Source organism: Acinetobacter pragensis (assembly GCF_001605895.1).
In the GTDB taxonomy this organism is placed as follows: Bacteria; Pseudomonadota; Gammaproteobacteria; order Pseudomonadales; family Moraxellaceae; genus Acinetobacter; species Acinetobacter pragensis.
Map to the genome: position 1 here is coordinate 122,716 of NZ_LUAW01000001.1, position 11,768 is coordinate 134,483.

The following is an 11,768-nucleotide window of genomic DNA, read 5'->3' on the forward strand; positions in this document are numbered from 1 at the left end:
TAAACGCAAATCAAATGCCAAGCCTTAGCTATAAAGCTAGGGCTTTTTTGCAATGGATTGTGCTCTTTTGTAGTAGTTCTGCATTTCAGTGTTGATTAAAAAATACCCAAAAACTAAGGTGGATTAATACGCTAAAAATCTTGGGCTGTGCAATAGATTACGAAATTCAGTCAAATACTTGCTTAAAAATAGATGATGTCAAAAAGATTGAGATGAAGCGATAACGATGAAGTAATAACAATGAGGGCTTAAAAATGAATGATTATCCTGGCGGTTCAGGACGATTTGATGCCATGTATTATTGGGATCAATTTCATCCTATTCTGAGTGCGGTCGCAATTCTTTTTATCGGCTGGATTGTGGCCTTGCTGATTGCAGGCGGTATGAAGAAAGTGCTTGAAAAACTGGGCACAAATCAAAAGCTTTCAAGTGCTACGGGGCACAGATCCAATATTGAAAATATTGTTTCCCGAATTGTATTTTGGATCATTTTAATTATTGCGGTCATTGGCGCATTAAATGTGCTGAACTTAACCAGTGTCAGCGGACCATTCAGCAATATGATTCAGCAATTCCTGCTGTTTATTCCACAGCTGCTGGCTGCGGCTGCCGTGGGCTTTATTGGCTGGATTATTGCCAATTTGGTGAAAGTCGGTTCGCAAAAGCTGCTGAATAAAACCCAGCTGGATGAAAAGCTCAGTTCAGAAGTGGGTGTCAGTCCCATTAGTGAAAATATCAGTGAAATTGCATATTGGCTGATTTTGCTGCTGTTTTTGCCGATTGTGCTGTCTATTTTAGGGCTGAATGGCTTGCTCTATCCGGTACAGAATATGGTCAATGAGGCTGTGCTGTACTTGCCGAACATTTTTATTGCAGGGGTGATAGTTTTTGTCGGCTATATTTTGGCAAAAATTGTCCGGGGTATTATAGAAGGGCTGGTTCGCAGCTTGAATCTGCAGTCGCAGGCTGAAAAAATCGGCTTATTCAAGAATTCTAATTTACCGCATTTATTAGGTTCGTTTGTTTTCGCGGTCGTCATTATTACTGCATTAATTGTGGCATTTGAAGCGCTTGGCATCGAGGCCATTTCACAGCCGGCAACCGCCATGCTGCATGAAATCATGTTTGCAATTCCTAACATTATCGCCGCAGGTTTAATCTTAGTCTTGGCGTATGTCGTTTCGCGCTTTGTTGCAAAGCTGGTCACGGAGGTAGTGGCCGGAACTGGCATAGACCGCGTTCCTGAAAAATTGGATGTACAGCGGTTTTTAGGTGCAACCAAACTGTCCGATGTGGTTGGCTATTTGATTGTTTTCTTTACCATGCTGTTTGCCGTCTCCGAAGCGGCCAACCGTTTGGGCTTTGAGCAAATCAGCGGCCTGATTGCCATGTTCATTCAATTTGGCGCCAATATTTTGCTGGGTGCAGTCATTTTGGTCATTGGCTTCTGGCTGGCGAATATTGTGGCCAATGTGGTGCAGCGCGGCGAATACAACAGTTCTCGCTGGCTGGGCAATTTAGTGCGTGTCCTGATTATGGGCTTGGTTGTCGCTATGGGCTTGCGTGCCATGGGCATTGCAGATTCTATCGTGAACTTGGCTTTTGGATTGACGCTGGGTGCGGTCGCGGTCGCTTTTGCCTTAGCTTTTGGTTTAGGCGGGCGCCAGCCGGCAGAGCGAGTGCTGACCGACTTGATCGATAAGGCCAAAAAAGAAGGCAATCAGCCAAATCCAGTTAAAGATCAGGCGCGTGCCTGCGGGTTCGGAACCTCTGCTTCATCTGCAACGGCTCAGTCTAAATCGCTTGATGACGGCTATACTGTTCAGCATCAGGAAGCGCCGGGTGTGGTGGAAAAAGAAACTGCAACACCGGATCAATTGGATGTCGATCCGGCAACGCAGCCGCTCAATAACCCTTTCGGCTCGACCGGTGAAAAAGAAGAGGGGATTGATACGCATACCCCATCTAAAAATGACCCCGAATAACCTGTTCAATACATAATGAATCGGTCACTGTAATCAGTGGCCGATTGCTGATTTTAAAGAGGTGAAACATGTCAAAGAAAGCGCCAAATAAAGTACTTGCTCCGATCGTTATTGCGGGGATTACCATTGGTTTTTTAGCCAGCGCCTATAAGTTCATTTTTGCAGCCAAACAGCGCACTGAAATAGAGCATGAGGATTCGATGATTGAAAAAAATGATCATGAATCAGAAAAATAGTGTTTGAAAATTAGACTTTTTTTGGTATTTTTATACTCATAACTTAGTGAATTTCATAATAATATTAATGGAATATAGCTGTTTAACTGTAATTGGGCAGTAATATTGCTGTTCTATAATTGGTCAAGGAATGACAGGAATGAGGGTAATTAAAATGCTAAATAAAATTATGTCGGTAATGCAATTCAACGCACAGGTTCCAGCGCCGCATATTGCGGCTGCAGTGGCGAAAATGGAGCAGGCGGAAAACCGTTTGGCTGGTGCTAAAGGAATCACATTATTTCAAACTGATTATCTGGAATAACATGTAAAGCAATACAGCGCATCTAAAAAATGCAGAATTAAAAAGCGATTGAAATGATTTCAATCGCTTTTTAATTTTCAGCCCTTTCCTATCTTATTTAAACCAGCAGCGTAAATAAAATGGGGGGGAACAATCCGTTTGTCTGGGCTGCATCAGACGTATTCAGAGGCGGCATGCGCAGACGACCAAGCCCATTGGAAGTTGAAGCCGCCTAAATGTCCTGAAACATCTAAAATTTCACCGATAAAGAACAGGCCTTTCTGCTTTTTGCTTTCCATAGTTTTTGAGGAGACTTCTGCAGTATCAACTCCGCCTAAAGTTACTTCTGCGGTACGGTAGCCTTCTGTACCGGAAGGTTTTACCTCAAAGGCAGACAGCCGCTGTGCCGTTTTTTCTAGCTTTTCATCACTGATGTTGCCAATGGCGGTATCGGCGCTGTCCGGCCAAATCAGGTTTTGCAGCTCAAGCACGACACTTTTCGGCAAATGCTCACTCAGCAAGGTCCGTAGCAAAACTTTAGGCTGGCTCTGTTTTTTTGTTTTGAAAAAGTCTAGCAGATCGATACTGGGCAAAAAGTCAATTTTAAAACTCTGTCCTGCATCCCAATAGTTGGATAGCTGCAGTGAGCTTGGGCCGCTGAGGCCGCGGTGTGTGAACAGCAGCGCTTCGGTAAAACTGTTCAGCGCATTTGAAAGCGTTGCCTCTACGGCATTGCCGCTTAAACGGGTTGTCACTTCCTTGAAACTGTCCGAGAAGGTAAATGGCACAAGCCCCGCGCGGGTTGCGTATATATGATGGCCAAACTGTTTGGCAATATCATAGCCAATAGCTGAGCCGCCTAAAGTAGGAATAGACAATCCGCCGGAAGCAATCACGACTGACTCAGCTTCAAAATATCCTAGGGATGACGCAACTTGAAATCCTTGATCATTCAGGGCAGTGACGGCTTTGACTTCGCAGCTGGTTTTAATGTCTACTAAACCTGTTTTGTCACATTCTGCCAATAGCATGGATAAAATTTCTTTTGCACCATTTAAGGTAAACAGCTGTCCATGCCTGCGCTCTTGGTAAGCAATGCCGTAGTCACAGACCATGCCGATGAAGTCCCAATTGGTATAGCGCGACAAGGCTGAAATCACAAAATGCGGATTATGCGAAATAAAATTTTCAGGTTCGACATACAGGTTGGTAAAGTTGCATTTTCCGCCGCCGGACATCAGAATTTTTTTGCCGACTTTGTTGGCTTTTTCAACTACCAGCACTTTGCGTCCGCGCTGCGCCGCTTTGTAGGCCAGCATCAAGCCAGATGCACCTGCGCCTATAACTACGACATCGTACAGATTTTTTGACATGAGCAAGCCTGCGGGAGAATGAAAAGACGCGGATTATACCCTGTTTCGGCTTAATTTTCAGTGAAAGCCAAAGGCGGTATTTTCAGAGGTGCGGCAATGCTTGAATTCTTCCCTGCAGGCCGCCAGTGTGCAGAATGAGAACCCGCTGATGTGCGGCAATTTCACTGCGCAGGATCATTTGCTCAATGCCGAAGAACATTTTAGCGGTATAAACCTGCTCTAACGGGATGCCGTGCAGCCTTTCAAACTGCTGAATGAACTGCATCAGTTCGGCTGTGGTTTTGGCATAGCCGCCGTGACAGAATTCATCGGTGATGCGCCAATTGCGCCGCTGCGTCCACTGCTGTATTTCCTGCGAGAGAAAATCTCCCTTGAGGGCGGAAAAGCCTAAAATATGCTGATGTTCGGCGCTGGCTTCAATTAATCCGGTCAGGGTGCCGCCAGTGCCTGCAGCGCAGCAAATCAGGTCAAAATTTTCTAAATCCGCTGGGCTGAGAATTTCTGTACAGCCTTGAATGGCCAGTCTATTGGTGCCGCCTTCGGGAATGATGAAACTCTCTGGAAATTCAGCCCTGAGCTGTGCAAGAAAGCCGGCAGATTGCTTTTGCCGGTATTGTTCTCGGCTGACAAAATGCAGCTGCATGCCGAATTTCTGCGCCGTCCTGAGCGTTGAGTTGAGAGGGCGGCTGGCCAATTCTTCACCGCGGATCACTCCAATGCTTTTGAAGCCATGCAGATGCGAAGCGTAGGCTGTGGCGGCAATATGGTTGGAGTAGGCGCCGCCAAAGGTCAGGATTTGATTAAAACCGTTACGCTGCGCTTCTTTAAAATTGTATTTCAGTTTGAAAAATTTATTGCCGGAAATTTGCGGATGCACCAAATCCAAACGCTTGACCGTCAGCGTCATGCCATGCATCTGCAAGGTCTGATTGGGTACCGCATGGGCAATGGCATCAAACATAAGTACGCGAATTGGATCAGGCAAAGGAATCGCCTGTATTGTAGCGGATTCCTGCAGACGAAGGGGATAGGTGCATTAATGGGCAGAGTCCGTATCTACCGACGCCACCACAGACATGCCGGGACGCAGGCGTTCAAAGCCTTTTTGATTCGGGTCAATGGCGATGCGCACAGCAATGCGCTGCACCACTTTCGTAAAGTTGCCCGTCGTATTGTCAGTTTTCAGTACGCTGAATTCAGAACCTGCCGCTGGGGAAATCCGCTCGACTTTACCGCTGAACTGCTGATGATTCATCGCATCCACAGTAAACCATGCCTTTTGGCCAATCTGCATATTGGAAATTTGAGTTTCTTTGAAATTGGCGTTAACCCAGCGCTGCTGAGGAATCAAGTACATCAGCTGCGTGCCTGCAGACACATATTGCCCAACGCGCGGACTTACTTCGCCCAGTTGGCCGTCCAGCGGCGCAACAATCACGCTGTAGTCTTTTGTTGTGACGGCTTGATCAAATTGCGCTTTGGCGTTGGTCACTTGCGCTGTTAATCCGGTTTGCGCCACTTCCGCTGTTTTTAAGGCTTCCATAGCCACTTGAATATTGGCATCGGCCTGATGGACAAGAGCCAAATTGTTTTTGACATCTGCACGGGCTTGATCCTGCTCAGTTTTAGACGCTGCACCGCTGTTGCCCAATTGCGCATAGCGCTGCAGCTGATTGACTGAGAGTTCATAAGCCGCTTGCGCCTGATCAGCTTTGGCTTGGGCCGCCGCAATATCGGCTTTACGCTGCTGAATGGCTTGGCTTTGGTTTGCGAGGCTGTTTTTTGCCTGTTCTACGCCGGATTCAGCTTGTGTAACTTTCTGATCATAGGTGGTGGTGTCTATGTGCATTAAAGGCTGGCCTTTTTTCACCGTTTCAAAATCAGTGACCAGCACATCCTTTACATATCCGTTGATTTGTGACGAGAGAATGGTGGTCGTTCCTTTCACATAGCTGTTTTCTGTAGACTCGACTGCAGAGTGGAAGGGGCCGATTTTCCATGCCCATAAAATTAAGCTGATGCCCGCCAGCAAGACAAAGAACATCAGCACCAAAATACGCTTATTGGTGGGAATCAGCTTGCTTGATGGCTGTGGAGCCGCGGCGGGTGCTGAAACTGTATTCTCTGCCGGCTTTTCTTGTTCTGACATGGGTTTCTCTATCTCTAATCTAACGGTCTTAATGTGGTTTTGAAAGCATTTGGGTTGGATGTTTGAACACTGCGGGTTTAGAGGCTAACTGGAATTGGGCAGCAGGCTTTGCTTATAGCTGCGGTACCGGTTAATGCCGATAACAAACAGGCCCCAGAACAGCAAGACCACGGCAAAAAGCTGGTTGAGGAAAATCACATCGTTATACGCGCGGACTTGCGCTTCTTTGGTGACGGTTTGATTTAAAGTGCGCAGCGCTTGGTTTTGCTCAAGAGCAGGGTCAAGCGTATATTTTTGACTGTTTTGCGCATAGATTTGCAGACGCTGCGCCACTTGCGGGCTAGTATTGGGCAGATCTGCAAAAATTTCCGCTTGATAATGCTGGGTGCGCATTTGCTGGTAAGTCGAAAAAAAAGAAGAGCCCATTAATCCGCCAAAAGTTTGACTGGCAGAAAACAGCACAATAAAGGTCACCATATGGTTTGGGCCGCGCTGCAGCGCATTAATAATGCCGGTCAGCAGCAGCGGGCCAATAAACATGCCGCTGGCAAAGCCGACTAAAAATTGGCTGCGGTAAAAATTCTCGGGACGTACGTCACTGGTCAGGTGATGGTCCAGCGCGCAGGCAATAAAAATCAAGGCCACTGCGCCCAGCAAATGCCATATGGCTTTTTCTCGGGAAAAGGTCAGGGCGCTGAAAATGGTGCCGCTGAGAATGCCGAAAAAAATCACCAGATAAAAGTTTACAAACTGATCTGGGCCCATGCCCATGGTTTTTAAAAAATTCACGGCCGCGTAGCTTTGTTCGGACATCACAAAGCGGATTGCGAAAGCGCCTAAAATAAAACGCACAGTCGATGATGTGCCGAGCCAGCGGGTGATAATCAGCGGATTGACCCGGTAATGCTCATAGGTCAGTCCCACGGTAATTAAAATCAGCGCGCCAATCAGCAGATAGGCCAGCCAGTCGGCGTTCAGCCACCACTGGATAGGGCCTTGGGTAAAGACAATGCATAAGAATGCAAAGCCGGTCGCCAGCAGGATGAAGGTGAAAATATCTTGAAACTCAAAGACATCAATACGCAGGCTGCGCGGCAGCTTTAAGGAAACCACCATCGCCAGACAGCACAGCGCCAGCCCCAGTTCAAAGGTATACAGAAGCGCCCAGTCATTCACATCAACCAAATAAGGCGACATGATCCACGCCAACGGAATGCCTAATTGCTGGACGCCTAAAGCCAAATACAGGCCCCGTCCGAAATTGGCCCGGCTGAAGGCCTGCATAATGTAATACATGCCTAGAGAGCTGAGCGGTGCAGCCACTAAACCGCTCACAATGCGGACAAAGACCGCCATTTCAAAGGTATGAACATAAAGGTGCAAAATCAGCACGCTAATGAACATGACTAGGCCGATTTCGGAAAATAGCCGCAGCCCATACTGCTGCCGCGCCTTAAATAAAATTAAGTTTGAGCTGACATTCGCCATGACATAGGCTGCTGGAATCCATGCGGCTTCTGACGGGGTCAAGCCATATTCACCTTGAATCAAGGGTAAATTCGCCGTGATGAAACCGTTGCTGAGGCTGCCGGAAATGGCGACAAACAGGCCAATGAAAAAATACAGCAAGCGTTTATAGGTGGGGTGCGCAATGGCTGCCGGAGAGCCCGGCAAAGTCGGTTTTTCTTCTGGCGTCCAGTCTGGAGCAGGTTCCAGTAAACGAGGCTGTTTATCCATAAACTGCAGTTACCCTCGAATGCCGTTGAGCAGCAAGTCTACGGCCCGGGCCGCTAAGATTTCCTGATCTGCATCTGTATGCCCTTGCAATGCCGCCCTTAAAATTGACGTGACCATGGAATAATCGCGCGGGCTAAAATCTGCTCGGCAAAGGCCATTGGCAATTGCGGTATCAATCAGCGGCTGCAGAATCTGGTCACGGCGCTGATAGATTTTCACCATGGCCGGATCGTTGCGGTCAATCACCCGCCAATATTCCATTAATGCGGTTAAGTAGGGAATATTATGAATATGGTCCTGTATTAAAAGGATAAAGCCATCGTCATATTTTGAATGATTGCGCGCCCGGTTCTCTAAACGGTCAAGCGCCTGTTCCATCAAGGCCAGCACCAGTTCACGCCGGTCTGCAAAATTTCGGTAAAATGTCGCCCTGCCGACTTGCGCTTCATCAATGATCAGCTGCAGCGGCGCATTAATTCCATGGGTGCGGAAAATACGGATCGCTGCAGAAAGCAATTCCTCACGGTTTTGCGCTGCGCGTTCTTGGCGTAAAGACATAGGGCTTCTTATTCGAAATTCAGCTGAATTTGCATATTTAACGGACAAATTTGTCCGTTGTAAATATTAATCATTGTGACTTTTTGTAAATTGTACTTCAGTGTTTAGATAACAATTTGAAAGTTAAATTAATTTGTAAACTTTAAGGCATCTGCCATACGGCAAAAAAAGAGCTGAAAAAATATACAGCAGTGCTATGCTGAGAGATATAACGATAAACATGGAGGGGATAGGATGAAAATTTTATCCGCAGCCATAATGGCCTGCATGCTGCTCAGTGTTGCAGGCTGTGATGCAAAGGAAGATCTGAATAAACCCCGTACAGAAGTGCGCACTATGATCATCGGCGGTATGCCTGTGCATGATCAGGACTACCGGATTCCGAAAGATTCTGCTGTGTCGGTTCAACAGCATCAGCAGTAAACATAGCGCTGTGCCGTATGATGAAGACAGAGGGAGGGCATATTGTCAGTGCATGGTAGTGCATGGTGCAATGTAAGAAGTAAAAGATGCGTGGTGCTGCGTCAGATAAGTGAAAAATTTGAAGCAGACGCTTTACTTCTTGCAAGCGTTTGTTGAATTAAAGCCTTACAAACGCGGAAAAGGCCTTGCACTCGCCCAATATGCCCGAACTGTGATGGATGGCTATCCAAATTTTTAAATTAAATCGACCTGCCAGTTCGATGCTTGAATCTCTAAATTATTTTGACGAAGCAGCTTGCTGATGTCATCCGCCTGTTTTTGAAGATCAGCCACAGAGATGGTTTTGATCCAGCGGATTTCACTGGAGCTGTAGCGTCCATTTTCGCGCCGTGAATTGTCTATCGCCTGCTGCAGAATGGGGTGCTGGCTGGTGAGCGCATCACGCTCAATAATTAATTCTAATAGTTTCTTACCGCTGCTGGCTGCGGCTTGGGCATTGGTGGCGTGGATACGCTGAATTAAAGCATGCAGTTCGCGGTTCACGGCTGATGCTTCCTGAATCAGCTGATTCGGATCTTCACTGGGCGTATCGCCTTCCTGCACTAAAATATTGCTGTTAATACGTTGCTGCAGCGAGGCCAGTTTGGTTTGCAGGTCGCTCCGTAGCAGCAGCGCTTCCGCTAATTTCATAATTTTTAGATCTTTTATTGCTTATGCCTGATCATGCAATAGATTTATGGGTCAATCAATAAAATAACAGTGAATTATTCGGTGAATTTGTCAAAGTCTTGTGAAAAATAGGGAGATATTCAGCAGGCATGCTTGTAGAATTGCCACGGAATTTATTTTATAGGTGTTACCGTGGAATCATTTTGGATTTTGGGCTCGATTGCATTTGCTTTGATGTTAGGTGCAATGAGCCCCGGGCCTACTTCTATTTATGTGGCTAAAAATTCAATTGCGATTTCACGCAAGCATGGCTTATTTACCGCTTTAGGCACCGGGACTGGGGCGGCCATCTTTGGTTTGCTGGCGGTATTAGGCCTGCAGGCCTTTTTATTGGCGGTGCCATCGGCGTATTTAGCATTAAAAATCTGCGGCGGGTTATATCTGCTTTGGATGGCCTACAAAATTATTAAGCATGCCAAAGAACCGATTGATGCAGATGGGGATGTAGCGGCACAAATGACCTTGCGCCGCGCCTTTATGACCGGTTTAATTACGCAGCTGTCAAATCCGAAAATTGCGATTATTTTAGCCAGTATTTTTACTGCGCTTTTGCCGAAAGAGATTCCGTTCTACTTTTATTTTGTGCTGCCGGTATTATGTTTCTTTATTGATGCAGGCTGGTGTTCGCTGGTGGCTGTTGCATTGTCTGCCGAAAAGCCGCGCCGCGTATATCTGAAGTTTAAAGCGGTTTTTGACCGTACAGCAGGCGCAGTGATGACGGCGCTGGGGCTCAAGCTGATTTTTGGGATGAAGTAATTTTTAACACATCCTTGCACTGATCCTCTCCTTAAAAAAGGAGAGGAGTCGCCTTGTAAATCAATCCTTAAAATGTACAGGAATCCACTGATAGCTTTTTCCATCTGCGGAATAGATATGCCCAATGCCGGGGAAGGGCGAGTGCGGCGCGGCAATGGTTTGCCCATGTTTGGCATAATCAGGGAATTGCTTTAAACGTGTCTGAACCGCCATTTTAGGGTCAATATCATATTCAATTGCAGTTTCAGGCCGATCAAATTGAACGGTATGGGAATGCACAATGTCTCCAATAAAGATCACATCCTCTCCAGCTGTTTTCAGCTTATAGCTGAAATGTCCTGGCGTGTGGCCCGCCGTGCTGATGACTTCAAACTCACCAATTTTGTCTCCCAATTTAAAGGTTTTAAATTGCTTCTTGGCTTGATATGGCGCAAGTGCGGCTTTAATTTTCTCTACTGTGCCAAGGTAGTTTGCTCGTTTATCTGCAGTAATTTTTTCAGCCTGTTTCGGGTTTAGCCAGTAATTGGCTTCATCGGCAGAAACGTAAATGGTGGCGTTTGGGTAGTTCGCAATGCCATTTTTACTGACGCCGCAGGAATGGTCGGGGTGTAAATGGGTCAGTAAAATTGTTGTCACTTGTTCAGGCTGATAGCCCGCGGCTTTCAGGTTTTTGAGTACCGAACCCAAGTGCGCGCCAAAGCAGTCGGCCGTGCCGCTATCCACCAAAGTCAGGGATTTTCCTGTATTGACTAGAAACGCATTGACAGAGGTTTGCACGCCTTTGGCCTGATCTGCATGATATTTCTTTAAAATTTCTTGGACTTTGTCTGGTGATATATCTTTAAAAAGTGCGGGCGACATAAAGTTGGTGCCGTCCAGCAGGGCGGTAATTTGGGTATTGCCCAGCTGATGCTGATAAAACCCTGCAACTTGCTGCTGTTGCGGAATGTCTGCTGCGTGGACCTGCATGTTGAATCCAAGTGCCGCGGCAGCGCATAAAGAAGCAAACAAAGATGTCTTTAAAATATTCATAGCAATTCTTATTGGTCTGTGGCTAATGTTATTTTTAACATGTAAAACGCTTAAAAAGAATAACTATCCCTTTGGGATTTTTGATAATTCAATGCAGACAGGAGTATCTGTATTAGAAAAATAGCTCAAATCTGTATATTGACTTTATTGAGATGGGAAATCTGATTTTATATTTAAAATATTTTATAAATTAAAAGCTTAGCAATATTTCACTTTTAATTGAATACACGCTAACATGATGCAAATTGGCATATTTAGGTGGCGGTATGGGTTTTTGGAAAAAGAAAAATAAAGCAAGCTTTGTGTATTTCATTATCACGTCTTATTCGTTGCTCGGCTTTGGGATTGGCTATGTGATTTGGGAATTTGTTTTGAAGTAACGGATACATAATGTTAAAAAGCCTCTAGAAGTAGGGGCTTTTTTGTGGCTGATTGATGCGTGCATTTTAAAGGTTTGTTGGTAGTTCTTTCTCCTTTTGGGAGACGGTTGGGGGGATTACAGTTTTG

General features: G+C 46.1%; 14 protein-coding genes. 7 read left to right on the forward strand and 7 right to left on the reverse strand.

The window, feature by feature from the left end:
- Positions 1 to 254: 254 nt before the first annotated feature.
- From AZH43_RS00575 to AZH43_RS18615, 3 genes are all read left to right on the forward strand, one after another.
- Positions 255 to 1,985, forward strand: a complete 1,731-nt coding sequence (locus AZH43_RS00575; protein WP_067665269.1) for a mechanosensitive ion channel — start codon at positions 255 to 257, stop codon at positions 1,983 to 1,985.
- Between the two features lie 68 nt (positions 1,986 to 2,053).
- A complete protein-coding gene (locus tag AZH43_RS18610; RefSeq protein WP_162840070.1) occupies positions 2,054 to 2,221 on the forward strand; it encodes a hypothetical protein in 168 nt (55 codons plus the stop codon).
- A gap of 154 nt (positions 2,222 to 2,375) precedes the next feature.
- Entirely contained in the window at positions 2,376 to 2,525 is a 150-nt protein-coding gene (locus AZH43_RS18615; RefSeq protein ID WP_162840071.1) for a hypothetical protein, read from the forward strand.
- 152 nt (positions 2,526 to 2,677) lie between these two features.
- Here the strand turns inward: AZH43_RS18615 and AZH43_RS00580 are convergent, their stop codons facing one another.
- From AZH43_RS00580 to AZH43_RS00600, 5 genes are all read right to left on the reverse strand, one after another.
- A complete protein-coding gene (locus tag AZH43_RS00580) occupies positions 2,678 to 3,877 on the reverse strand; it encodes a BaiN/RdsA family NAD(P)/FAD-dependent oxidoreductase (protein WP_067665272.1) in 1,200 nt (399 codons plus the stop codon).
- Between the two features lie 82 nt (positions 3,878 to 3,959).
- Positions 3,960 to 4,838 carry a 1-aminocyclopropane-1-carboxylate deaminase/D-cysteine desulfhydrase gene (locus AZH43_RS00585; RefSeq protein WP_067665275.1) on the reverse strand — a complete coding sequence of 293 codons (879 nt, stop codon included), beginning with the start codon at positions 4,836 to 4,838 and terminating at the stop codon, positions 3,960 to 3,962.
- A gap of 75 nt (positions 4,839 to 4,913) precedes the next feature.
- On the reverse strand, positions 4,914 to 6,026 hold the full coding sequence (locus AZH43_RS00590; RefSeq protein ID WP_067665276.1) for an HlyD family secretion protein: 1,113 nt from the start codon (positions 6,024 to 6,026) through the stop codon (positions 4,914 to 4,916).
- 84 nt (positions 6,027 to 6,110) lie between these two features.
- Positions 6,111 to 7,763 carry an MFS transporter gene (locus tag AZH43_RS00595; protein WP_067665279.1) on the reverse strand — a complete coding sequence of 551 codons (1,653 nt, stop codon included), beginning with the start codon at positions 7,761 to 7,763 and terminating at the stop codon, positions 6,111 to 6,113.
- 9 nt (positions 7,764 to 7,772) lie between these two features.
- Entirely contained in the window at positions 7,773 to 8,321 is a 549-nt protein-coding gene (locus AZH43_RS00600) for a TetR/AcrR family transcriptional regulator (protein ID WP_067665282.1), read from the reverse strand.
- Between the two features lie 234 nt (positions 8,322 to 8,555).
- On the opposite strand from AZH43_RS00600, the gene AZH43_RS00605 reads away from it, so the two are divergent.
- On the forward strand, positions 8,556 to 8,744 hold the full coding sequence (locus AZH43_RS00605; RefSeq protein WP_067665286.1) for an NF038215 family lipoprotein: 189 nt from the start codon (positions 8,556 to 8,558) through the stop codon (positions 8,742 to 8,744).
- A 234-nt stretch (positions 8,745 to 8,978) separates the two neighbouring features.
- On the opposite strand, the gene AZH43_RS00610 is transcribed toward AZH43_RS00605, so the two are convergent.
- Entirely contained in the window at positions 8,979 to 9,434 is a 456-nt protein-coding gene (locus tag AZH43_RS00610) for a DIP1984 family protein (RefSeq protein WP_067665289.1), read from the reverse strand.
- 171 nt (positions 9,435 to 9,605) lie between these two features.
- Between AZH43_RS00610 and AZH43_RS00615 the strand changes: the two genes are divergently transcribed.
- A complete protein-coding gene (locus tag AZH43_RS00615; protein ID WP_067665292.1) occupies positions 9,606 to 10,229 on the forward strand; it encodes a LysE family translocator in 624 nt (207 codons plus the stop codon).
- Between the two features lie 60 nt (positions 10,230 to 10,289).
- Here AZH43_RS00615 and AZH43_RS00620 read toward each other — a convergent pair whose 3' ends face one another.
- On the reverse strand, positions 10,290 to 11,255 hold the full coding sequence (locus tag AZH43_RS00620; protein WP_081406742.1) for an MBL fold metallo-hydrolase: 966 nt from the start codon (positions 11,253 to 11,255) through the stop codon (positions 10,290 to 10,292).
- On the opposite strand from AZH43_RS00620, the gene AZH43_RS18595 reads away from it, so the two are divergent.
- Together AZH43_RS18595 and AZH43_RS18810 are read left to right on the forward strand one after the other, a co-directional pair.
- Positions 11,197 to 11,385 carry a hypothetical protein gene (locus tag AZH43_RS18595; RefSeq protein WP_162492929.1) on the forward strand — a complete coding sequence of 63 codons (189 nt, stop codon included), beginning with the start codon at positions 11,197 to 11,199 and terminating at the stop codon, positions 11,383 to 11,385. The genes AZH43_RS00620 and AZH43_RS18595 overlap by 59 nt on opposite strands.
- A gap of 142 nt (positions 11,386 to 11,527) precedes the next feature.
- Positions 11,528 to 11,641, forward strand: coding sequence for a hypothetical protein (locus AZH43_RS18810; protein ID WP_227509756.1), 114 nt, complete (start codon positions 11,528 to 11,530; stop codon positions 11,639 to 11,641).
- The last annotated feature ends 127 nt before the right edge of the window (positions 11,642 to 11,768 follow it).